We start from the raw sequence: 22,721 nt of genomic DNA on the forward strand, positions 1-22,721 counted from the left end.
TAACCTGTCCTTACGGACAGGTTATTCGGCTGGCTCGACCTTGCCCCCATCGACATCGGGGCGCTGTTCCAGTTCGCTCAGCTTGCGGGCGATGAAGCCCGCCGGCTTGGTGAAGCGGGCCAGCAGCATATAAAGCACCGGCACCACGAACAGGCTAAGCAGCGTGGCAAAGGTCATGCCGCCGACGATCACCCAGCCCAGGGCGGCACGGGACTCGGCACCGGCGCCATGGGCCAGTGCCAGCGGAACCGCGCCGAAGATGGTGGCGATCGTGGTCATCAGGATGGGGCGCAGGCGTGCAATCGAGGCATCCACGGCGGCGTCGGAGATATCGCGGCCTTCATCGCGCAGCTGATTGGCGAATTCCACGATCAGGATGCCGTTCTTGGCGATCAGTCCGACCAGCATGATGATGCCGATCTGGCTGTAGACGTTCAGCGTCTGCCCGGCGAGCAGCAGGCCGGCCAGGGCTCCGGTCACCGCCAGAGGCACCGACAGGATGATAATGATCGGGTGGATCCAGCTCTCGAACTGGCCCGCCAGCACCAGGAAGACGACGATCAGCGCCAGACCGAAGGTGATGAAGATTGCCGCGGAGGAATCCTTATATTCGCGGCTCTGGCCGGCATAGGAAATGCGCACCTCCGGCGGCAGCACTTCCGCTGCGGCGGCATCCAGATAGTCCAGCGCCTGCCCGAGCGTGTAGCCCGGCGCCGGCGAGGCTTCGATCATCACCGAGCGCAGGCGGTCCGTACGGATCAGTTCGCGCGCATTGGCGCCTTCCTTCAGGGTCACGAGGCTGGCCAGCGGCACCAGTTTGCCGCCGGTGTTGCTACCGCGCACATAGATGTTGTTCATGTCGTTCGGCGTGACGCGCTGCTCCACCGGCGCCTGCACCAGCACCTTGTACTGCTTGCCGTCGCGCTGGAAGTTGGTGACCTCGCGCGAACCCAGCATGGTTTCCAGGGTACGGCCGATGGTTTCAATCGGCACGCCCAGGTCGGCGGCACGGTCGCGGTCGATCTGCACCTGGATTTCCGGGCGGGTCGGCTGATAGTTCTTTTTCACGCCGAGCAGATTCGGGTTCTGCAGGGCCCGTTCGATCACGCGATCGGACCATTCGTCGAGCTGCGCATAGGTCGATCCGCCGAGAATGAAACGCACCGGCGTCTGTGCACCGGGCAGGCCCAGGCTGGGCGGATTGATGACGACGGCGCGCACACCGGTCTGCGACTGCAGTTGCTGGAAGACCTGGCGGGCCACTTCCTGCTGCTTGACGTCGCGATCGCCCCAGTCGGCCATGCGGACAACGATCATGCCGGAATTGACCGGCGAGGGACGACCGCCCCAGGCCGGCGCGACATTCGACTGCACGACGGTGACGGCCCCCGACTTGATATGCTTTTCCAGTGCCTGTTCGATCAGGACAACGTTCTTGCGGGTGTAGTCATAGGACGAGCCTTCCGGCCCCTCGATGATGACGAAGAAGGCGCCGCGATCCTCGATCGGGGCGAATTCGCGCGGCAGGGCCTTGAACATCAGGAAGGCGGCGATCGACACGACGACGCCGAGCGCCAGCACCACCACCGGTGCCCCCATCGACAGGCGCAGGAGGCGGCCATAGCCGTTGCTCATGCCGACGAAGAACTTCTCCGTCACATGATAGAACCAGCCTTCTTCCTTGGCATCGTGCAGCAGCTTGGAGCACATCATCGGCGTCAGGGTGAGCGCGACGAAGCCGGAGAACAGCACGGCGGCCGCCACCGACATGCCGAATTCGCGGAACAGGCGGCCGGTATTGCCTTCCATCAGCGAGATCGGCACGAAGACGGCAATCAGCACCACCGTGGTGGCGATGACGGCGAAGCCGATCTGGCGGGCGCCGCGTAAGGAGGCCAGCAGCGGCGGTTCGCCCAGCTCGATGCGGCGGTGGATGTTTTCCAGCACGACGATGGCGTCATCGACCACCAGGCCGATGGCCAGCACCAGCGCCAGCAGGGTCAGCACGTTGATCGAATAGCCGAGCGCGCCGATGACGATGAAAGAGCCGATCACCGACACCGGAATGGCGACCGCGGGAATCAACGTGGCGCGCCAGGAGCGCAGGAACAGGAAGATCACGCCGATCACCAGCGCCAGCGCCACGGTCAGCGCGTGGAACACTTCGTAGATCGACTGGCTGATGAATTTCGACTGATCGTAGGTCACTTCCATGCGCACGCCGGTCGGCAGGCTGCCCTGCAGGCGCTCCACCGTGGCGGTGACGCCATTGGAAATATCCATGGCATTGGCCTTGGACTGGCGGATGATGCCCAGGCCGATAGCGGTGACGCCATTGATGCGCTGTTCGGTGCGGTCGTCCTCGGCGCCAAGCTCGACCTTGGCGACCTCGCCCAGGCGCAGCAGATAGCCGTCCTGCTCGCGCAGCACGACATTGCGGAACTGCGCGGCGGTGCGCAGGCCGGATTCAGCGCGCACGGTGAATTCACGCATATTGCTTTCGATGCGGCCGGACGGCAGCTCGACATTCTGGCGGCGGATGGCTTCTTCGATATCCTGCACGGTGACGTTGCGGGCCGCCATCGCCATTCGGTCGAGATAGACGCGCATGGAATAGCGCCGCGCGCCATAGATGTTCACCGAGGCAACGCCATCGATGACCGACATCTGGTCGACCAGGTAGCGGTCGGCGTAATCGGTCATTTCCAGCAGGCTGAGGCGGTCGCTGAACAGCGAGATGTAGATGATCGGCCGGGCGTCGGCTTCGGTCTTGGCGATGATCGGCTGGTCCGCTTCATCGGGCAGCTTGGACAGGATGCGGCCGACCTTGTCGCGCACATCGTTGGCGGCGGCATCGACATTGCGCGACAGATTGAATTCGATGCTGATCGAGCTGGATTCCTCGCGGCTGGCCGAGGAGATCGAGCGGATACCTTCGATGCCGGCCACCGAATCCTCGATCACCTGGGTGATCTTGCTTTCAATGATCTCGGCCGAGGCGCCGCGGTAGATGGTGGAGACGTTCACCGCGGGCGGATCTATATCGGGATATTCGCGCACGGCCATGCCGCGCAGGGCGAACAGGCCGAAGATGATGAGCACGAGAGACATCACGGTCGCGAAGACCGGGCGCTTGATCGAAACGTCCGAGAGAACCATGGTTTGGGTCCTGTATCCTGCTAGGTCAGCTGGCGGATTTCTGAGCCGGGGTGCCGGTGCCGGAAACCGGCGGCGTGCTGCCCGGTGCGTTGGTCTGGCGCACGCGCGAACCATCGCGCAGCTGCTGCAGCCCGGTGATGGCAATCTGATCGTCGGCATGCAGGCCGTTGGTGATCTGCGCCATGCCTGGGACACGCTGGCCGATGGTGACGCGGGTGCGGGTCGCCTTGCCGTCGCGGATGACGAAGACGAACTGCTCGCCGCCCTGTGCCAGCAGCGATTCTTCCGGCACCATCATGGCATCGGGCACCTTGCCCATGCTCAGCGCCACGGTCATGAACATGCCGGGTTTCAGGGTGTCGTCGGCATTGGGGATCTGGGCGCGCACGCGCACGGCGCGCGTCGTGGGATCGACGCGGCTGTCGATGGTGCTGACCACGCCGTTGAATTTCTTGCTCGGCATGGCCGATGCCTTGGCGCTCACCGTATTGCCGATGGCGATGCCGCTCAGCACGGTTTCCGGAATTTCGAATTCAAGCTTGATGACGCTGGTGTCGTCCAGCGTTGTGATCATGTCGCCCGGACGGACCAGGGCTCCGAGGCTGACGCGGCGCAGGCCGAGCTTGCCGGCGAAGGGTGCGCGGATCACGCTGTCGGAGAACTTGGCTTGTTCGGCGCGCAGGCGCCCTTCGGCGCCTTCATAGGCCTTGGACAGTTCATCCAGGCGGGCCTGCGCCACGGCCTTGCTTTCGATCAGTTGCTTGGCGCGGTCATAGGCCATCTTGGCCCCGTCACGGGCGGCGCGCAGGGCTGAAATATTGGCCGAGCTTTCCGCGGCTTCCAGTTCCACCAGGATGACGCCGGCTTTGACCAGTTGGCCTTCCTGGAAATTCAGGCGCTCGACCATGCCGCTGCTCTTGGCGGTGATAGCGACGGCTTCATTGGCCTGCGCGGTGCCGACAGCCTCAATCGTGCGGGTGATTTCCATGCGCCGGACCGGTACGGCTTCGACCGGAATCGCGGGGGTCGTGACGGCGGGCTTGGCGGCTGTCTGTTTGCCGCCGATAAAGGGCAGGCTGTCCCGATAGGTGTAGGCAAGCGCACCACTGGCGGCGAGCACGCCGACCACAATAACCTGACCCCAAAGCTTCATTGTCCTCTACCACCCTGTGCTATCCCCGAACCGACCCAGATCCCGCCCGTTTTCCCCCCCGGAAAACACGATGCCTGTCAGGCTCGTTCGCAGCGGCCTACTGATTTCGGCAGTCGTATGATCTATTGTATACGGCGGTCTGCGCAAGGTCCTGCGTTTTCTGTTGAAATCCTTGTGTCAGGACCGGCCGGGGGAGGAGCCTAGTTAATGGTCAAGGTGGCGCTTTGGTAACCGGGCTGTTCACTCATGCGGCCTGCCTCACCCATGATACGGGAGATGGGCATCCGGAATGCGCGGAAAGGCTGCAGGCGGTCCTAGCCCGTCTTGAAGGGGAAGACTTCCTGTACCTGGATCGCCGGGAGGCCCCCCGGGCCACCCCGGAGCAGATCGCGAGGGTCCATCCCGGGCCCTATATCGACCGCATCCTGCAGGCCATCCCGGCCCAGGGCCTAGGCTTCATCGACGGGGATACCGTGGTGTCGCCGGGTTCGGGGAACGCCGCCTTTTACGCCGCCGGCGCTGTGGTTGCGGCTGTGGACGCCGTCATGCAGGGCGAGTTGCGCAACGCCTTTTGCGCCGTCCGCCCGCCCGGGCACCATGCCGAACCCGACCAGGCCATGGGCTTTTGCCTGTTCAACAATATCGCCATCGGCGCCCAGCATGCGCGCGCGCGCTGGGGGCTGAAGCGCGTCGCGGCCATCGATTTCGATGTTCACCATGGCAATGGCACGCAGGCGGCCTTCGCGGCGGATCCCGATCTCTTTTATGCCTCGACACACCAGATGCCGCTCTATCCGGGCACGGGGGCGGCCCATGAGCAGGGCGTGGCCGGCAACATCGTCAATGTGCCGCTGAGGCCTTATGCCGGCTCAGGCGAGTTTCGCACCGCCTTCGAGCGCATCCTGACGAAGCTTGAGAGCTTCGCGCCTGAACTTGTTCTGATCTCGGCCGGCTTCGATGCCCATATGAGCGATCCGCTGGCGCAACTGCAATTCGGCGACCAGGACTATTACTGGGCGACCGAACGGCTGATGCAAGTGGCGGAGAAAACGGCGCGGGGCCGGGTCGTTTCGGCGCTGGAAGGCGGTTATGACCTGCGGGCGCTGGCCAGCGCCACGGCAGCCCATGTGAAGGCCATGATGGTGGCCTGAACCGCCTGTTATGCGGGGCTCCCGGGATTGCCCCGGCAGCCCCGTTTCTGTACAACTCGGCCGGATTTTTAGGCTTCCAACGCCCGGAGCGTGACATGGCGTCGTATCAGTACATCTACGTGATGAAGGACCTGGCCAAGACCTATCCGGGCGGCAAACAGGTCCTGAAGGGTATCTGGCTGAGCTTCCTGCCGGGCGCCAAGATCGGCGTGCTGGGCAACAACGGCGCCGGCAAGTCGACCCTGCTCAAGATCATGGCGGGCCTGGACAAGGAATTCACCGGCGAAGCCTGGGCGGCCGATGGCGTCAAGGTCGGCTACCTGCCGCAGGAGCCGCAGCTGGATGAGTCGAAGGACGTGCTGGGCAACGTGATGGAAGGCGTGGCCGAGACCAAGGCGCTGCTCGATCGCTTCGAGGAAGTCTCGATGAAGTTCGGCGAAGTGACCGATGACGACGAAATGAATGCGCTGATCGCCGAACAGGCGGAGCTGCAGGAAAAGATCGACGCGGCAAATGCCTGGGACCTGCAGCGCGGTGTCGAAATCGCCATGGATGCGCTGCGTTGCCCGCCGGGCGAGGCCGATGTGAGCAAGCTGTCGGGCGGCGAAAAGCGCCGCGTGGCGCTGTGCCGCCTGCTGCTGTCCAAGCCCGACATGCTGCTGCTCGACGAGCCGACCAACCATCTGGATGCGGAATCGGTCGCCTGGCTCGAGCGCTTCCTGCACGAATACGAAGGCACCGTGGTGGCGATCACCCATGATCGCTACTTCCTCGACAATGTTGCCGGCTGGATTCTCGAACTCGATCGCGGTTCAGGCATTCCGTGGGAAGGCAATTACTCCTCCTGGCTGGAGCAGAAGGAAAAGCGCCTGGCCCAGGAAGGCAAGGAAGAGGATTCCCGCCGCAAGTCGCTGGCCCAGGAGCTGGAGTGGGTGCGTCAGAGCCCGCGTGCACGGCAGGCCAAATCGAAGGCCCGCCTCAAGGCCTATGAAGAGATGCTGCAGCAGCAGAATGACAAGGCTGCTGATGCCGTCTCCATCACCATCCCGCCAGGCCCGCGCCTGGGCAATGTGGTGATCGAGGCCGAGGGCCTGTCCAAGGGCTTCGGTGACCGCCTGCTGATCGACAATCTCGACTTCAAGCTGCCGCCCGGCGGCATCGTCGGCATCATCGGCCCGAACGGCGCCGGCAAGACCACGCTGTTCCGCATGCTCACCGGCGGCGAGCCGCCGGACAAGGGCGAGCTGCGCGTGGGTGAGTCCGTCAAGCTCGGCTATGTCGACCAGAGTCGCGACAGCCTGAATGACAAGAAGACCGTCTGGGAAGAGGTTTCGGAAGGCAATGACATGATCACGCTGGGCAAGCGCGATGTGCCGAGCCGCGCCTACTGCTCGTGGTTCAACTTCAAGGGCGCCGACCAGCAGAAGAAGGTTGGCATGCTCTCGGGCGGCGAACGCAACCGTCTGCATCTGGCCAAGATGCTGAAGACCGGCGCCAATGTGCTGCTGCTCGACGAACCGACCAACGATCTGGACGTCGATACGCTGCGTGCGCTGGAAGAGGCGCTGGAATCCTTCGCCGGCTGCGCCATCGTCATCAGCCATGACCGCTGGTTCCTCGATCGCCTCGCCACCCACATCATGGCCTTCGAAGGCGACAGTCATGTCGAATGGTTCGAAGGCAACTACCAGGATTACGAGGCCGACAAGAAGCGCCGCCTCGGCGCCGATGCCGACCAGCCGCACCGTATCAAGTACAAGCCGCTCGAGCGGCGCTGAGCCTCACGCGCAGCCCATGAATCGTAAGGACAGGCGCGCGCAGAAAAAGGCCGGTGGCGGCGGGCCGCTCAGGCCCGGCCCGGTTCGTCGTCCGGTGATGGCGCGCGGCCCGACGGCGATCAGCAACATGCTGATGAACCTGGGCGGCGTACAGGCCACAGTTCCGCCAGCGCCGGTGGCAACCGGCGCGCCGGTCGATCCCGTGCATGCCGCCCTGGCGCAGCTGCGGCTGAACGAAACCCTCGCGGCCCAGCTCGTGAAACAGGAACTGGCGTTGCGCGAGCATCCCGATTCCGTGGCTCTGCTGCACGCAGTGGCGCGCCTGCAGGTGCGCCTGGACCGCCGCGCCGACGCGCTGGTCACCTACCGGCGTCTGCTGACGGTGGAGCCGGGGCAGGCCGAAGCCAAGCATATGATCGCCGTTCTGTCGGGCCATGCGCCCGACCAGCCCGATGCGGCCTATGTGGAAAAACTGTTCGACAGTTTTGCCGACAGTTTCGACGACAAGCTGACCAACTGGCTGGAATACAAGGCCCCGCAGCATGTGGCGGCCGTCGTCCGCGCGGCATTGCAGAATGCGCGGGCCGCCCGTGCCATCGACCTGGGTTGCGGCACCGGTCTGCTGGGTCCTGAAGTCCGCAGCCTGTGCGGGCGGCTGGACGGCGTCGACCTGTCGTCGCGCATGGTGGAAAAGGCCCGGGCGCGGGGCTACGACGAACTGATCGTGGGTGAGATCGTCGCCACGCTGCAGCAGCGCGCTGGTACCTACGATCTGGCCTGTGCCGCTGATGTACTGTCGTATTTCGGCGATCTGCGCGCGGTGTTTGCGGCCGTGCATGACAGCCTGCACGATAACGGCATTTTTGTTGCCACGGTGGAGAAGGGCGCCGGCGCCCGGTATCACGCGGCCAAGACAGGGCGCTATCAGCACGGCGAGGCTTATCTGCGCAAGCGCGCGACCGAGGCCGGTTTCGCCCTGCTCAGCCTGGACGAGATCGTGCTGCGGCGGGAAGAGAACCAGGATGTCTGCGGCTTCGTCTTTGCGCTCCGCCGGCTGGCGGTCGACGAGCCGGGGGCTGAAGTCGCGCTTTCCACTGACGAGCTGATTGCCGGTCTGGATGCGCCGGGTGCGGCACTGGTGCTGGCGGCAGCGCAGCAGGTGATCGGCGGTGGTTATACGGTCGGCTGGGCTGTCGATCTGGGCGGCTATCTTGGCCGGCATATTCCCGCTCTGCGTCAAATCGGCCAGCATCTGGACATGGTGTCGCCGGATGAAGCGCGCAGCCGCCGCGCCTTTGAAGCCGGCCTCTATGACGATTGCGATACCGAAGCGCTGATTCCCTTCCTGGAGGGCCGGCCGGATCACTTCGACCTGATCCTGGCGGCCGACATGCAGTCGCAACTGGCGGATCTGCCACTGTTCTTTTCGGCCGTGAAGATTGCGCTGGCTGTGGCGGGCGCCTTCATCGGCGTATTGCCGGCGGAGGTTTACGGAGAAGCCGCGCTGCGCGAGATGGCGAAGGCGGAAGGCCTGATCGTTCTGGCTGTCGAAAGCGTGACGCTGGCTGATGGACGCGCCGGTCTTTGCCTGGTGGCCGAGAGCTAGGCGGCGGCGGATCTGGTTGTCGCCACGCGGGTCAGAACCAGCCCGGTGATGACCACGGCGGCACCGATCAGTTGCGCGGCCGAGACATGCTCGTCAAGAAAGGCAATCGCACTCAGCATGGCGAAGACCGGGATCAGGTAGGAATAGATCACCGACCGGGCAACGCCGAGCCGCTGGATGCCTTCATACCAGAACAGATAGCCCAGGGCGCCGGCGAGAATGGCCGTGTAGAGGAAGGACGCCCAGTGTCCGGTGCCCATGGCGCTCCATTGCATGTCGCCCCAGCCCCAGAGCATGGCCGGCGTCAGCAGCAGCGCACCGAACAGCATTGACCAGCCCGAGACATAGAGCGGACCCAGACGCGTCAGATAGGGCGGCGAAAGCACCGAAAAGAGTGCCCAGCAGAAGGCGACGGCCAGGAACAGCAGGTCGCCGACGATATGGCCGCCGCCCAGCGTAAGCGCGGTGAGGCTGTTGTTGATGACCAGGAAGACGCCGCTGAAGGACAGCAGTACACCGCACCAGGCCAGCACCGGCAGGCGCTGGCCGCGCAGGCTGCTGAAGATCATGGCCCAGATCGGCGAGGTCGCGACCAGAATGGCGCCCTTCGATGCCGTGCTGAGCGACAGCGCATTGGTCCACAGAAGCTGCATCATCGTGATGCCGAGGAAACCGAGACCGGTGAGCGCCAGCAGGTCGCGGCGATGCGGCAGTTTCAGTCCCTCGCGCCAGGCCAGCACGATCATCAGGGTGACGGCCGCGAGCAGGTAGCGCGTGGAGGCATAGACCGTGGGCGGCATGATGCCGAGCACGTATTTCGCGGTCGGGAAGGTGTTGCCCCAGATGATGACCGTCAGCAGCAGGTAAGCGTCGCCGCGCTCGAATTTCATGCCGCGCTCCTCCGTTCGACGGCACGCAGGCCGAATGCCAGCAGCATACCGAGGCAACCGGCGGCAAGCAGCAGCCAGCGGCCCTGCGTCCAGCCGCCAAAGTGGGTGACGAGTGCGGCCAGTGTCGGCGGTCCGATGAAGGAGCCGATGTTGAGCAGTTGCACCACAACACCGTTCACGGTGGCGATTTCAGACGGATCGCGGGCTTGACCCGGCACGCTGGCCAGCACCGCGGCCGGCAGCATGCCGCCGAAGCCGCTGGCGGCCATGGCGAGCGCAATGCGTAGCAGCACCGGCAGATCCGGTGCGAAACAGGACACGCCGAAGATGCCCATGCCGAGGCTGACGGTGGCGATGATGGCCCAGCGCGGGAGGCCGCGATGCATGAGCGCGGCGGCGCTGGTGGTACCCACGGCATTGACCAGCACCACCAGAGCAACGCCGATGGCGATACCGGTGCTGCCGATCAGGCCGCTGTCATGCAGGTAGGTCGGCATCCAGGTGACGATGCAGAACCATTGCGTGGTGTAGCTGGCAAAGCAGCCGGCCAGCAGCCAGGGACCGGGACGGCGAAGCGCCGCGACGCTGAAGGCGCGGGCGCGCGGCAGGGTGGCGCCGGCGGTCAGACGGTCGATCACGATGGCGGCGATCAGCAGGATGGCTGACATGACGATCCACAGGCCGCGCCAGTCGAGCAGCCCTAGGCTGACCAGCAAAGCGCCCAGCAGGCCGCCGGCGACGCCCAGCGGCATGTAGCTGCTCCAGAAGCCGAGCGCCAGGCTGCGCTGTGCCGGTGCGGCCGCCGTAGCGACGAGGCTGGGGCCGCAGACCACGGTCAGTACGAAGCCGCAGCCCTCCACCAGTCTTGCGGCCAGCAGGGCGATGGTGCCGCCGGGCCCATCCGGCGCCAGCGCACCGCCGAGGCTTCCCAGTGCGGCAACCAGCAGGCCGAGGCTGACGCTGCGGCGGCCTATGCGGTCGCTGGCGAAGCCGGCCAGGATGCCCAGGCTGGCGCCGATCAGGTTGACGGAGGAGGCGAGCAGGCCGCCGAGCACCAGGTCGAGGCCGAATTCGGCGCGCAGCTGGGTCAGCAGCGGCGGCAGCTTGCCGATCTGCATGGAAACAATGATGCCGGCGGCAATGACGGCGAAAACCGCCTGCCAGTTGGTCCGGGTCGGGTGCGTGGGCTGCATTTTATGAATGAGACGGACTGGGTAAGCGTAACGAACAGGCAAAAAGAAAGCGGCGGGGTTTCCCCCGCCGCTGCATTGTATCAGCTTTTCAGGAGCCGATCACGGCAACATGCGCTCGGCCTTGGCCGGCAGGAAGCCTTCCTCGAACAGGTCGGTCGCCTTCGGCGCCTTGTCTAGGCCGATAGCCGAGGCCACCGCGTCCGAAGAACGCTGCAGGCGGGCCAGGTCGACGCCGCCGAAGCCATTCTGCTTCACCCAGCTGGTCACCACGTTGCGCTCCAGCGACATCTTCAGGCGTTTCATTTCCAGCGCTTCGTCGACCAGACCGTCGCGGGTTTTGGCGGCTTTCACGCCGACTTCCGGATTGGCGACGATTTCCTTCCAGGCCTTGATGGTCGCGCTGATCACGGCCTTCACGGCGGCCGGATTTTCCTTCATGAACTTCGGCGAGGCGACAATGGCGTTGCCATAGAAGTCCATGCCGGCATCGGCATAGGAAAAGACCTGGATATCGCTGGCCGGCACGCCGATCTTTTCGAGATCGAGCATCGACGAGAAGTAGTGGCCGCTGATGAAATCCACGCTGCCGTTCTTCAGGCTCGGTTCGCGCAGCGGCGGCTGCAGGTTGATGAAGGTGACCTTGCTCTTGTCGATGCCGACCTTGGCGGCATAGGCCGGGAACAGCTTGAACGAGGCGTCGAAGACCGGCGCGCCGAGCTTCTTGCCTTCCATGTCCTTGGGCGACTTGATGCCCGAGGACTTCAGCGCATAGAGGCCCATCGGGGCGGCGTCATAGGCCATCATCACGGCCTTCACCTGGCCGTCCGGGTTCTTCGCGTTGTATTCGATCAGCGCGTTGACGTCGGCGAAGCCCATTTCATAGGCGCCGGTGGCAACGCGCTGCAGCGCGCCGGCCGAGCCCTGGCCCGCATCGATGGTGATATCGACGCCAGCCGCCTTGTAGTAGCCCTTCTGCTCAGCGAGCAGGAACGCCGATGTCGGGCCCTGGAAGGCCCAGTCGAGCGTGAATTTCAGCTTGGTCTGGGCGTTGGCCGTGCCGGCGGCACCCAGCGCCAGCGCAAGGCCAGCCGCCGCAAAGGTAAACGTGCGAGCGAAGGTCATAATGAGAAGTCTCCCCGGTAAACATTATCCTGGCCGATCTTTGCGAGTCGGGTCGCAGCAGGCCCGGCAGTCTATGCCGGGGTATGCACACCCGCCAAGCGTGAATCGGACGCAGGCCCGAGGGAAACTGTATGCAATTCTGAGTCCAATCTGTTTACGGCGGCGATATGTGGGAAATTAAGCTGCCAATGGGGTTAATCGGTGAAGTTGCCCAACGTGCCGCCGCGCTGCCTGCTTTTGCGGCAAAACATTGTCACGGCGACAAGTTGATATGTTGCACCGCCCATAGGCCGGACGTATGGTTCGCCCGCCTTTTCCCACGCTCGCGCCTAGGAGTCGCAAAACGTCATGGCCTTCCTGTCCGAAGCTCTCGGTCGCATCAAGCCGTCTGCCACCATTGCCGCCACCCAGAAGGCCCGCGCGCTCAAGGCCGCCGGCCGCGACGTGATCGGCCTCGGCGCCGGCGAACCGGATTTCGAGACCCCGGCCAATATCCGCGACGCTGCCAAGGCGGCGATTGATCGCGGCGAGACGCGCTACACCGATGTGGACGGCACGGCCGCGCTGAAGCAGGCGATCGTCGCCAAGTTCAAGCGGGAGAACAGCCTGGACTACAAGCCCGAGCAGATCAGCGTCGGCACCGGCGGCAAGCAGGTGCTGTTCAATGCGCTGCTCGCCACCGTGAATCCGGGCGATGAAGTGATCATCCCGGCGCCCTACTGGGTCAGCTACCCCGATATCGTCAACTTCGCCGGCGGTACCCCGGTCTTCGTCACCGGCGCCGCCGAGGACGGCTTCAAGCTGCGCGCCGATGCGCTGGAGAAGGCGATCACGCCGAAGACCAAGTGGGTGATCCTGAATTCGCCGTCCAATCCGTCCGGCGCCGCCTATACGCGCGACGAACTGAAGGCGCTGACCGACGTGCTGGTGCGCCATCCGCATGTCTGGATCCTGACCGACGACATGTACGAACATCTTGTCTACGACAATTTTGTCTTCACCACGCCTGCCCAGGTCGAACCGGCGCTGTATGAGCGCACGCTGACCATGAACGGCGTGTCGAAGGCCTATTGCATGACCGGCTGGCGCATCGGCTATGCCGGCGGCCCGGTGCAGCTGATCAAGGCCATGTCGGGCCTGCAGTCGCAGTCGACCTCCAACCCCTCCTCGATCAGCCAGGCGGCTGCGGTGGAAGCGCTGAACGGTCCGCAGGACTTCATTCCGAAGAACAACGCCGTGTTCAAGCAGCGCCGCGATCTGGTGGTGTCGATGCTAAACCAGGCCAAGGGCATCCAGTGCCCGAAGCCGGAAGGCGCCTTCTATGTCTATCCGAGCTGCGCCGGCACCATCGGCAAGACCTCGAAGGGTGGCGTGAAGATCGCCAGCGATCTGGATTTCGCCAACGCACTGCTCGAAGAGAAGGGCGTTGCCGTGGTCTTCGGCGAGGCCTTCGGCCTCGCGCCGCATTTCCGCATTTCTTACGCTACGTCAACCGAAGCGCTGAAAGATGCCTGCGGCCGCATCCAGGAGTTCTGTGCCCAACTTTCCTAAGGGTAACTGGTGACGGCCGTCACGCGGGCCCGGAAGGCTGTCTTGGCGCGGAAATCTGCCGATGCTAAGCAGCCTTCATCGCGGCCATCTGGCCGCGCAGGTTCGATATGCCAACGACGGTAAAAAAACGCTCCGTCGTCGTCGGCGGCCACCGTACCAGCATCTCCCTGGAACAGGCGTTCTGGGAGGTCATGCAGGTTCTGGCGGCGCGCGACGGCAAGACCATCAACCAGATGGTCAGCGATATCGATGCTGCGCGGACGGGCAATCTTTCGAGCGCAATCCGGGTGTGGGTCCTGGAACGCGCAAAGGAAGGGCTGCTGACACCGGAGGACACCGCCGACAGAGCGGCGCCGACGGCAGGGAAGCAAGAGCAGTAGCGTACGGCGTTCGGGGGAAGTTTCACATTTTGTTAGGTTGAGCGCTCCCGCGCGGCCGTTCGCAGAAAAGGCGGCTATGAGTGCGATCGGTCTGAAGTTCACCGCCACGGCTTCGGCCCTGGCAGCGGTTCTGTTGCTTGCGGCTTGCGAGCAGGCGGCTCCGCCGCCCGAGCCGATCCGGCCGGTGCGGGTCACCACGGCATCGCCGCAGATTTATGAAAGCCGCTCGACCTATACCGGCGAAGTCCGTGCCCGCTACGAAACCAATCTGGCCTTCCGGGTTGGCGGCAAGATCGTGGCTCGCTATGTCGAAATCGGCTCGGAGGTGAAAAAAGGCACGGTCCTGGCCCGCCTCGACCCGGAAGACACCCGTCTGGCCATCCAGAATGCCCGCGCCCAGATGAGCGCTGCCCAGGCCAACTTCAATCAGGCGCAGACCGAGCTCGGCCGCTACAAGAAGCTGTTCGACAGCAAGGTGATCAGCCAGGCCGAACTGGATCGCCGGCAGAATACCTACAACACAGCCGAAGCCCAGCTCGACAGTGCGCGGTCCCAGATGCGGGTTGCGCAGAACCAGATGGATTACACCGAGCTGCATGCCGATGCCGACGGCGTCGTCACGGCGATTGGCGTCGAGTCCGGCCAGGTGGTTGCGGCCGGCCAGACGGTGATGAAGCTGGCCCGCCCCGAAGAAAAGGAAGTGGTGTTCAACGTTTCCGAGAACCGCCTCGAGGAACTGCGCAACGCCACGGCCATTGCCCTGAATCTGTGGGCGCAGCCCGACCGCGACTATGCCGGCGTCGTGCGCGAGATCGCGCCCGGCGCCGATCCGGCCACGCGCACCTATGCCGTGAAGGTCAGCGTCCAGGCCGCGCCGCCGAGCATGCGGCTGGGTATGACGGCAACGGTGGCCATCCTGCGCCGTGCTGATGCCTCTGTGGTGGCGCTGCCGCTGTCGGCGCTCTACCAGGATGGCGACAAGCCGGCCGTCTGGATCTATGTCGGTGAAAGCAATGCAGGCCAGGGTAAAGTAGAGCTGCGCCCGGTGCGGGTGGCGGCCTATATCGAGAAAGCCGTTCTGATCGCCGATGGCCTGAAAGCCGGCGAGAAGGTTGTCACCGCCGGGGTGCATAAGCTGATCCCCGGACAGGTGGTGCGCCTGCTGCCCGAAAACCAGTCCGCCATTGCCGGCGTGGGGATCAAGTCGTGAGCGTTACGCCTGCCGATCCCGGCGCCGGACACGACCGTTTCAATCTTTCCGCCTGGGCTTTAGGCCATCGCAGCCTGATCGGCTTTCTGATGGTGCTGCTGCTGGCGGCCGGCGCGATGTCCTACATGCAGCTGGGCCGTGCCGAAGATCCCGACTTCACCTTCAAGGTGATGATCGTGCGCACCAACTGGCCGGGCGCCACGGCGCGTGAAGTCGAGCAGCAGGTCACCGACAAGATCGAGAAGAAGCTGCAGGAAACCCCGTATCTCGACAACGTGCGCAGCTATTCCAAGGCCGCGGAGTCGACGATCTTTGTCTCCTTGCGCGACAGTACGCCGCCGAAAATGGTGCCCGATATCTGGTACCAGGTCCGCAAGAAAGTTGGCGATATCCGCAACACCTTGCCGCAGGGCGCCCAGGGTCCGTTCTTCAACGACGAGTTCGGCGATACCTTCGGCACTATTTACGCCTTTACCTCGGATGGCTTCACCCATCGCGAGTTGAAGGATTACGTAGAGGATGTGCGCGAGGAGCTGCTGCGCATCCGCGATGTCGGCAAGGCCGACCTTCTGGGCGTGCAGCCCGAACGCATCTTTATCGAGTTCTCCAACAAGAAGCTGGCGAATCTGGGGATCAATCCGCAGCAGATCATCAGCGTGATCCAGCAACAGAACGATCAGACGGCATCGGGCGTGGTGCAGACGGCATCGGACCGCATCGCCACCCGGGTCAGCGGCGACCTGGCTACGGCGCGCGCCCTGCAGGAACTGTCCTTCCAGGCCAATGGCAAACTGATCCGGTTGGGCGACATCGCCGATATCAAGCGCGACTATGCCGATCCGCCGGCGGCGCATATGCGGTTCAATGGCCAGGATGTGATCGGCCTGTCGATCTCGATGGCCAAGGGCGGCAACATGATCGAGCTGGGCAAGCAGCTGGAAGCCACCATGGCCCGGCTGAAGGCCGATATGCCGGTCGGCATCGACGTGCAGAAGGTGGCCGACCAGCCGACCGTGGTGCAGCGCTCGATCTCGGAATTCATGCAGGTGCTGCTGGAAGCCGTGGTGATCGTACTCGGCGTCAGTTTCCTCAGCCTCGGTCTGCGCAGCGGCCTGGTGGTGATGTTCTGCATTCCGCTGGTGTTGGCGATCACATTTGTCTGCATGCAGATATTCGGCATCGATTTCCACCGCATTTCGTTGGGTGCACTGATCATCTCGCTCGGATTGCTGGTCGACGATGCGATCATCGCCGTGGAAATGATGCAGGTGAAAATGGAGCAGGGGTTTGATCGCCTGCGTGCGGCCAGCTTTGCCTACACCACCACGGCCTTCCCGATGCTGACCGGCACGCTGATCACAGCGGCGGGCTTTGTGCCGGTCGGATTCGCCAAATCTTCGGCCGGCGAATACACCTTCTCGATCTTTGCCGTCGTCACCATTTCATTGCTGGTGTCATGGGTGGTGGCGGTGATTTTTACCCCCTATATCGGATATACCCTGCTGCCGACGCCAAAGGCCGGCCATGGCCACAGCGAAGATGTCTATCACCGCGGCATTTATCGCTATGTGCGCGCTGTGGTCGAATGGTGCGTGGCGCGGCGCTGGATCGTTATCGGTGCCACCATCGGCATCTTCATGCTCAGCGTGTTCGGCTTCGGCTTTGTGCAGCAGCAGTTCTTCCCCTCGTCCAACCGGCCCGAGCTGATGGTGGATCTGCGTCTGCCGCAGGGCGCGTCGATTGCCGCGACCGAGGAAGAGGCCCTGAAGCTGGAGGCGTTGCTGAAGGGCGATGCCGACGTGGTGAATTACACGACCTATGTCGGCAGCGGATCGCCGCGCTTCTACCTGCCGCTGGATGTGCAGCTGCCGACCGATAATTTTGCCCAGGTCGTCGTGCTGACCAAGGGCGACGCCGAGCGCGAGCGCGTCCGCTCCAAGCTGGTCACGGCCTTCCAGGAGGACTTCACCCTGCTGCGCGGGCGTGTGAACCGTCTCGAAAACGGCCCGCCGGTGGGTTTCCCGGTGCAGTTCCGCGTCAGCGGTCCGGATCCGATGGAAGTGCGCCGCATCGCCTTCCAGGTCGCGGATATCATGCGCGTCAATCCGAATACGCGCGACGTGAATCTGGACTGGAACGAGCTGTCGAAAGCCGTGCTTCTGGATGTCGATCAGGCCAAGGCGCGGCTGCTGGGCATCTCGTCGCAGGATCTCGCCACCACGATGAATTCCATCGTGTCGGGCATCACGGTCACGCAGTATCGTGAAGGTCGCGAACTGATTGATGTGGTGGCACGCTCCGAAGCTCAGGAACGTCTCAGCCTGACCGGGATCAAGGATGTGAATGTGGCCGGTGCGGAAAGCACCCGGCCGGTGCCGCTCAGCCAGGTGGCTGAAATCCGCTATGCGCTGGAGGAAGGAATCATCTGGCGGCGCGACCGCCAGCCGGTGATCCTGGTGCGCGCCGATATCGTCGACGGCATCCAGGCGCCGGTCGTATCGCTGCAGATCGAGCCGAAACTGAACGATCTGCGCAAGCAGCTGCCGCCGAACTACCGCATCGTCATGGGTGGGGCCATCGAGGAAAGCGCCAAGGCCAACGCCTCGATCGGTGCCGTGGTGCCGGTGATGATCATGATCATGGTGACTCTGCTGATGGTGCAGCTGCAGTCGGTTTCGCGCATGCTGCTGGTGCTGCTGACGGCGCCGTTGGGCCTGATCGGCGTCACCCTGGGCCTGCTGGTCTTCCATGTGCCCTTCGGCTTCGTCGCCATGCTGGGCGCCATCGCGCTGGCAGGCATGATTATGCGCAACTCGGTGATCCTGGTCGATCAGATCGAACAGGATATCAAGGCGGGCGAGCCGGCCTGGGAAGCGATCATCAATGCCACGCTGCGGCGCTTCCGGCCGATCATCCTGACCGCGCTGGCCGCGATCTTAGGGATGATCCCGCTCTCGACCAGCAACTTCTGGGGGCCGATGGCGTTCACCATCATCGGCGGCCTGCTGGTGGCGACGCTGCTGACCGTGCTGTTCCTGCCGGCGCTGTACGCCGCCTGGTTCCGGGTGAAGCGGCCAGTTGCTGCCTGAGCTGAAAGGCTACAGGGTCGACTCGATGTTGACCTTGTCGGCCTTCACCTTGCTGGGCGTGGTGACGGGCTGATCGGTCCAGTCCTCGCCGCCGGTGACCACGCAGGCACGTCCGTCAGCGCTGGTCATCAGAAGCGTCCAGGAGCCGCTCTGCGAGACCAGCAGTTCAACGATGCGGTCGCCGACGACGCCGGCGGCCTGAGGCTGTTCGCCAAACCGCTTCTCCAGCATCTTGCCCATCTCATCGCGCAGGCCGCAGAGCATCGGTTGCTGCTGGGCCTGAGCGGATGGAATGCTGATGCCGGTGGCGGCGATGGTGGCTGTGAAGATAAACGCACTGGTAAAGACGGCCTTGCGCATGGCTGGCCTCCTTGCGGTGTGTACGCCCACGTCCTGCAGACGCTTCATTCACACCGACAAACTACACAGTGGGTCTTAAAGTTCCGTTTTCAAGGGTGCCGGTGCCGTGACACGGCCGTGACCAAAATCGGACGCGGCCGGATCAGGCCGCGTCGTTGAGGTGGCAGGCCGAGAGCCGGCCGGGTGCAATCTCTTTCAAAGCAGGCACTTCCGTTCTGCAGCGGTCGAAAGCCTTGGGGCAGCGCGGATGGAAATGGCATCCCGGCGGCGGATTCAGCGGCGAGGGGATTTCGCCCTTCACCGGCATGTAGTCGCGGCGCTCGGCCACCAGCTTCGGCGCTTCGGCCAGCAGGGCCTGGGTATACGGATGATTGGGCGCAGCAAACATCTGCTCGGTCGGCGCGCTTTCCACCACGCGGCCGAGATACATGATCACCACGCGATCAGAGATATGCTCGACGACCGACAGGTTGTGGCTGATGAACAGATAGGTCAGGCCCAGCTGCTCGCGCAGGTCCATGAACAGGTTCAGCACCTGGGCCTGGATGGAAACGTCCAGTGCGGCGACGGCTTCGTCGCAGACGATGAACTTCGGCTGCACGGCGAGTGCGCGGGCGATGCCGATGCGCTGGCGCTGGCCACCGGAGAACTGGTGCGGATAGCGGCGGCGATAGCGCGGGTCGAGGCCGACCTGCAGCATGATCTTCTCGACGTATGCCCCCATCTCGCTGCGCTTGATCAGGCCATGCGCCACCGGCGCCTCGCCGATGATCTCTTCCACCCGCATGCGCGGATTGAGCGAGGCATAGGGGTCCTGGAAGATCATCTGGACGCCAAGTTTGTAGGCGCGTTCTTCGGCGCCGGTCCGGTCGGCGACGACCTTGCCGCGATAGCTGATGGCACCTGCGGTGGGCTCCATGATGCCGGCCACGATGCGGCCCAGCGTGGATTTGCCGCAGCCGCTTTCGCCGACCAGGCCAACCACTTCGCCTTCCTGGATCGACAGGTCGACATGGTTCACCGCATGGACGGCGCGCTCTTTCAGGCCAGCACCGAACAGGTTGGCGATTCTGGCGGCGATATCCAGGCGCCAGACGAAGCGCTTGGAAATGCCTTTCAGTTCAAGAATGGGGGTAGTCACGAGGCGACCTCCGCCGGGCTCAGCGGCTTGGCATCGAAGGGGTGGTGACAACGCGCCAGATGGCCCGGATGCAGTTCCGCCAGTTCCGGCATGGTGTCGCACAGGGCATCGGCCCGGGTGCAGCGGGCCTTGAAGCGGCAGCCGGGCGGCAGATTGAGCGGCGCCGGGGCCATGCCGGGAATTTGGAACAGGCGCTTGCCACGCGGCATGGCGCCGGGCACCGAGCCGATCAGGCCACGGGTATAGGGATGCTGCGGCCGTTCGATCACCGTCGCGGTGCTGCCGGTCTCCACGATCCGGCCGGCATACATCACCATGATGCGGTCGGCCAGACCGGCCACGACGGACAGGTCATGGGTGATCCAGATCAGGGCTGTGCCGGTATCGCGGCAGAGCTTGCGCATTTCATAGAGAATCTGCCCCTGGATGGTGACATCCAGCGCTGTGGTGGGCTCGTCGGCAATAATCAGGTCGGGCTTGTGCAACAGGGCGGTGGCGATGGCGATGCGCTGGCGCATGCCGCCGGAGAACTGGTGCGGATAGGATTTCAGGCGATCTTCCGGCGCGGCAATGCCGACCGACTGCAGGGCTTCGATGCAGCGGGCGCGGGCGGCCTTGTCGCTGACCTTCTCATGGGCTTGCACCGTCTCGATCATCTGGGTGTCGACGCGCAGAACCGGGTTCAGCGTCATCATCGGATCCTGGAAGATCATCGCGATGCGGGCGCCACGCAGATCGCGCAGGCGTTCCGGACTGGCGGTGGTCAGTTCCTCACCCTTGTACTGGATGCTGCCGGCGGCGATGCGGCCGGGCGGATCGATCAGGCCAAGAATCGAGAAGCCGGTGATGGATTTGCCCGAGCCGGACTCGCCGACGAGGCCAAGGATTTCGCCGGCCTCGACCGAGAAGCTGACGCCGTCGACGGCACGTACGATGCCGTCTCGCGTCGGGAAATGGGTTTCGAGATTGTCGACCTGGAGCGTAGCGGTCATGGATGAATCAGCGCTTGAGACGGGGGTTGAGCACGTCGCGCAGCTGGTCGCCGACGAGGTTGATGGCGATGATCACCAGGGTGAGCACCACGCCGGGGAACAGCGAAATCCAGTAGACGCCGCTGAGCAGGTAGTCGAAGCCGTTGGCGATCAGCATGCCAAGGGACGGCTCGGTCACCGGCACACCGAGGCCGAGGAAGCTGAGCGTCGCCTCCAGCGTGATGGCGCGGGCGATGTTGATGGTGGCGATCACGATCAGGGGGGGCAGGCAGTTGGGCAGCAGATGCTTGAGCAGCATGCGGGTACGGCTGAGGCCCAGGCAGCGCGCGGCCTCGACATATTCCTTGTTGCGCTCCACCAGGGCGGCGCCATGGGCGGCGCGGGCGAAATAGGCCCACTGCACGGCGATCAGCGCGACAATCACCTTGTCGACGCCATTGCCCAGGACGGCCAGCAGGATCAGGGCGATCAGGATGGCGGGGAAGGACAGCTGGATATCGACGAAGCGCATGATGAGGGCGTCGACCTTGCCGCCGCTATAGGCGGCCAGCAGGCCGGCCACCGCGCCGATGCTGAGCGCCAGAACCACCGATACGACGCCAACCATCAGGCTGATACGCAGGCCGTAGAGCATGGCGCTGAGCATGTCGCGGCCCTGGCCGTCGCTGCCGAGCAGGAAGGTAAAGCCGTCGCCAGCCTTTTCCCCCGGTGCCTGGCGTGCATCCATGATGTCCAGGATCGCCAGGTCATAGGGGTTCTGCGGCGAGAGATACGGCGCCAGCAAGGCGGCGGTCAGCGACAGCACCAGCAGCACCAGGCCGAATACGGCCAGTTTGCTTTCGGCGAATTCGGCGACGATGCGCTTCCACGGCGCTTCGGTCTTGGCCAGCGGGGCGCCGGTGGTCGCGGTTGCGACAGCAGGAGCCTGGCTCATTTTGCCTCTCCCAGCCGCACGCGCGGATCGAGCACGGAATACAGAATGTCGACAATCAGGCTGATGATGACCAGCAGGAAGACGACGACGATCAGATAGGCCACCACAACGGGGCGGTCGAGATGCACGATCGAGTCGATCAACAGCTTGCCCATGCCGGGCCAGGAGAAGATCGTCTCGGTGATCACCGCAAAGGCGATCAGCGAGCCGAGTTCCAGGCCGGTGACCGTGGTGATCGGCACCATGATGTTCTTCAGGATATGCACGCCGATGACGCGCCGCTCGTTCAGGCCCTTGGCGCGCGCAAATTTCACATAGTCCATCAGCATCACCTCGCGCGCGGTGGCGCGTGCCAGACGGATGATGAGCGCGCATTTCGACAGGCCGAGCGTCAGTGCCGGCAGCGCCAGGTATTTCCAGCCGGTGGCCGACAGGAAGCTGACCTGGATGCCGAGCAGCTCCATGGTCGGGCCGCGCCCCGAAGCCGGCAGCCAGCCGAGCTGCACGGCGAACACCATGATGAGCATCAGGCCGACCCAGAAATTCGGCAGCGAGAAGCCCAGCACCGAGCCGGCCATGATGGCGCGGGCGGCAAAGGTTTCGTGACGCAGGCCAGCATAGAGGCCAAGCGGCACGCCGATCACGACGGAGAGGAAGGTGGCGATGAGAGCAAGCTCCAGGGTCGCCGGCATGCGCTCCAGGATCAGGTTGATCGCCGGCTGGCCGAAGACGAAGGACTTGCCGAACTCGCCCTTCAGGGCGGAGAACAGGAAGGTGAGATACTGTTCCCACATCGGCCGGTCGAGGCCGAGCGCGCGTGCGATGGACTCGCGATCCATCTCGGTCGCTTCCGGGCTGACCAGGATGGCGAGCGGATCGCCGATCATGTAGATGCCGACGAAGACCAGCACCGACATGACCGCCATGACCAATGCCGCCTGCATCAGGCGTCTGATAATGAAAACAAGCATGACTTAAAGACGCCCCGAAACCCTGTTGCGCCGGTGCCAAA

The 22,721-nt window shown here is 64.1% G+C and carries 17 protein-coding genes; 7 read left to right on the forward strand and 10 right to left on the reverse strand.

Annotation, left to right across the window (positions count from 1 at the left end):
- Positions 1-21: 21 nt before the first annotated feature.
- Together AC1ROB_RS08350 and AC1ROB_RS08355 are read right to left on the reverse strand one after the other, a co-directional pair.
- The gene (locus tag AC1ROB_RS08350; protein ID WP_492971658.1) at positions 22-3,159 is read right to left on the reverse strand and encodes an efflux RND transporter permease subunit; all 3,138 of its coding nucleotides are present in this window, start codon (positions 3,157-3,159) and stop codon (positions 22-24) included.
- Between the two features lie 25 nt (positions 3,160-3,184).
- Positions 3,185-4,312, reverse strand: coding sequence for an efflux RND transporter periplasmic adaptor subunit (locus tag AC1ROB_RS08355; RefSeq protein ID WP_492971657.1), 1,128 nt, complete (start codon positions 4,310-4,312; stop codon positions 3,185-3,187).
- Positions 4,313-4,536: 224 nt separating this feature from the next.
- On the opposite strand from AC1ROB_RS08355, the gene AC1ROB_RS08360 reads away from it, so the two are divergent.
- The 3 genes from AC1ROB_RS08360 (at position 4,537) to AC1ROB_RS08370 (ending at position 8,847) form a co-directional block, all read left to right on the forward strand.
- Positions 4,537-5,463: a histone deacetylase family protein gene (locus AC1ROB_RS08360; RefSeq protein WP_492971656.1), complete on the forward strand. Its 927-nt coding sequence runs from the start codon at positions 4,537-4,539 to the stop codon at positions 5,461-5,463.
- Positions 5,464-5,558: 95 nt separating this feature from the next.
- Positions 5,559-7,241, forward strand: coding sequence for an energy-dependent translational throttle protein EttA (gene ettA, locus AC1ROB_RS08365; protein WP_492971655.1), 1,683 nt, complete (start codon positions 5,559-5,561; stop codon positions 7,239-7,241).
- A 16-nt stretch (positions 7,242-7,257) separates the two neighbouring features.
- Positions 7,258-8,847, forward strand: coding sequence for a class I SAM-dependent DNA methyltransferase (locus tag AC1ROB_RS08370; RefSeq protein WP_492971654.1), 1,590 nt, complete (start codon positions 7,258-7,260; stop codon positions 8,845-8,847).
- On the opposite strand, the gene AC1ROB_RS08375 is transcribed toward AC1ROB_RS08370, so the two are convergent.
- From AC1ROB_RS08375 to AC1ROB_RS08385, 3 genes are all read right to left on the reverse strand, one after another.
- Complete coding sequence (locus AC1ROB_RS08375) at positions 8,844-9,737, reverse strand: DMT family transporter (protein WP_492971653.1); 894 nt, start codon at positions 9,735-9,737, stop codon at positions 8,844-8,846. The genes AC1ROB_RS08370 and AC1ROB_RS08375 overlap by 4 nt on opposite strands.
- Entirely contained in the window at positions 9,734-10,930 is a 1,197-nt protein-coding gene (locus AC1ROB_RS08380; protein ID WP_492971652.1) for an MFS transporter, read from the reverse strand. The genes AC1ROB_RS08375 and AC1ROB_RS08380 overlap by 4 nt, the downstream gene beginning before the upstream one ends.
- Before the next feature lie 99 nt (positions 10,931-11,029).
- Positions 11,030-12,052 carry an ABC transporter substrate-binding protein gene (locus AC1ROB_RS08385; protein ID WP_492971651.1) on the reverse strand — a complete coding sequence of 341 codons (1,023 nt, stop codon included), beginning with the start codon at positions 12,050-12,052 and terminating at the stop codon, positions 11,030-11,032.
- Positions 12,053-12,400: 348 nt separating this feature from the next.
- Between AC1ROB_RS08385 and AC1ROB_RS08390 the strand changes: the two genes are divergently transcribed.
- The 4 genes from AC1ROB_RS08390 (at position 12,401) to AC1ROB_RS08405 (ending at position 18,282) form a co-directional block, all read left to right on the forward strand.
- A complete protein-coding gene (locus AC1ROB_RS08390) occupies positions 12,401-13,603 on the forward strand; it encodes a pyridoxal phosphate-dependent aminotransferase (RefSeq protein WP_492971650.1) in 1,203 nt (400 codons plus the stop codon).
- A gap of 107 nt (positions 13,604-13,710) precedes the next feature.
- Positions 13,711-13,983, forward strand: coding sequence for a ribbon-helix-helix domain-containing protein (locus tag AC1ROB_RS08395; protein WP_492971649.1), 273 nt, complete (start codon positions 13,711-13,713; stop codon positions 13,981-13,983).
- A gap of 76 nt (positions 13,984-14,059) precedes the next feature.
- Positions 14,060-15,193, forward strand: coding sequence for an efflux RND transporter periplasmic adaptor subunit (locus AC1ROB_RS08400; protein WP_492971648.1), 1,134 nt, complete (start codon positions 14,060-14,062; stop codon positions 15,191-15,193).
- Positions 15,190-18,282 carry an efflux RND transporter permease subunit gene (locus tag AC1ROB_RS08405; RefSeq protein ID WP_492971647.1) on the forward strand — a complete coding sequence of 1,031 codons (3,093 nt, stop codon included), beginning with the start codon at positions 15,190-15,192 and terminating at the stop codon, positions 18,280-18,282. The genes AC1ROB_RS08400 and AC1ROB_RS08405 overlap by 4 nt, the downstream gene beginning before the upstream one ends.
- Before the next feature lie 9 nt (positions 18,283-18,291).
- Here AC1ROB_RS08405 and AC1ROB_RS08410 read toward each other — a convergent pair whose 3' ends face one another.
- The 5 genes from AC1ROB_RS08410 to AC1ROB_RS08430 form a co-directional block, all read right to left on the reverse strand.
- Positions 18,292-18,642, reverse strand: a complete 351-nt coding sequence (locus tag AC1ROB_RS08410; protein ID WP_492971646.1) for a hypothetical protein — start codon at positions 18,640-18,642, stop codon at positions 18,292-18,294.
- A 142-nt stretch (positions 18,643-18,784) separates the two neighbouring features.
- Complete coding sequence (locus AC1ROB_RS08415) at positions 18,785-19,783, reverse strand: ABC transporter ATP-binding protein (protein WP_492971645.1); 999 nt, start codon at positions 19,781-19,783, stop codon at positions 18,785-18,787.
- On the reverse strand, positions 19,780-20,775 hold the full coding sequence (locus tag AC1ROB_RS08420; RefSeq protein WP_492971644.1) for an ABC transporter ATP-binding protein: 996 nt from the start codon (positions 20,773-20,775) through the stop codon (positions 19,780-19,782). The genes AC1ROB_RS08415 and AC1ROB_RS08420 overlap by 4 nt, the downstream gene beginning before the upstream one ends.
- A 7-nt stretch (positions 20,776-20,782) precedes the next feature.
- Positions 20,783-21,709 (reverse strand): ABC transporter permease, encoded by a 927-nt coding sequence (locus AC1ROB_RS08425; protein WP_492971643.1) that lies wholly within the window; start codon positions 21,707-21,709, stop codon positions 20,783-20,785.
- Positions 21,706-22,680 (reverse strand): ABC transporter permease, encoded by a 975-nt coding sequence (locus AC1ROB_RS08430; protein ID WP_492971642.1) that lies wholly within the window; start codon positions 22,678-22,680, stop codon positions 21,706-21,708. The genes AC1ROB_RS08425 and AC1ROB_RS08430 overlap by 4 nt, the downstream gene beginning before the upstream one ends.
- Positions 22,681-22,721 lie beyond the last annotated feature (41 nt).

The organism is Ferrovibrio sp. GW821-FHT12F09 (assembly GCF_058806775.1).

Excerpts from the sequence above, each read along its gene's own strand:
- AC1ROB_RS08395 (WP_492971649.1), top strand. The coding sequence starts at position 13,711 with ATGCCAACGACGGTAAAAAAACGCTCCGTCGTCGTCGGCGGCCACCGT.
- AC1ROB_RS08355 (WP_492971657.1), bottom strand. The coding sequence starts at position 4,312 with ATGAAGCTTTGGGGTCAGGTTATTGTGGTCGGCGTGCTCGCCGCCAGT.
- AC1ROB_RS08430 (WP_492971642.1), bottom strand. The coding sequence starts at position 22,680 with ATGCTTGTTTTCATTATCAGACGCCTGATGCAGGCGGCATTGGTCATG.
- AC1ROB_RS08375 (WP_492971653.1), bottom strand. The coding sequence starts at position 9,737 with ATGAAATTCGAGCGCGGCGACGCTTACCTGCTGCTGACGGTCATCATC.
- AC1ROB_RS08350 (WP_492971658.1), bottom strand. The coding sequence starts at position 3,159 with ATGGTTCTCTCGGACGTTTCGATCAAGCGCCCGGTCTTCGCGACCGTG.
- AC1ROB_RS08425 (WP_492971643.1), bottom strand. The coding sequence starts at position 21,709 with ATGAGCCAGGCTCCTGCTGTCGCAACCGCGACCACCGGCGCCCCGCTG.
- AC1ROB_RS08400 (WP_492971648.1), top strand. The coding sequence starts at position 14,060 with ATGAGTGCGATCGGTCTGAAGTTCACCGCCACGGCTTCGGCCCTGGCA.
- AC1ROB_RS08385 (WP_492971651.1), bottom strand. The coding sequence starts at position 12,052 with ATGACCTTCGCTCGCACGTTTACCTTTGCGGCGGCTGGCCTTGCGCTG.
- AC1ROB_RS08380 (WP_492971652.1), bottom strand. The coding sequence starts at position 10,930 with ATGCAGCCCACGCACCCGACCCGGACCAACTGGCAGGCGGTTTTCGCC.
- AC1ROB_RS08390 (WP_492971650.1), top strand. The coding sequence starts at position 12,401 with ATGGCCTTCCTGTCCGAAGCTCTCGGTCGCATCAAGCCGTCTGCCACC.
- ettA (WP_492971655.1), top strand. The coding sequence starts at position 5,559 with ATGGCGTCGTATCAGTACATCTACGTGATGAAGGACCTGGCCAAGACC.
- AC1ROB_RS08420 (WP_492971644.1), bottom strand. The coding sequence starts at position 20,775 with ATGACCGCTACGCTCCAGGTCGACAATCTCGAAACCCATTTCCCGACG.
- AC1ROB_RS08410 (WP_492971646.1), bottom strand. The coding sequence starts at position 18,642 with ATGCGCAAGGCCGTCTTTACCAGTGCGTTTATCTTCACAGCCACCATC.
- AC1ROB_RS08370 (WP_492971654.1), top strand. The coding sequence starts at position 7,258 with ATGAATCGTAAGGACAGGCGCGCGCAGAAAAAGGCCGGTGGCGGCGGG.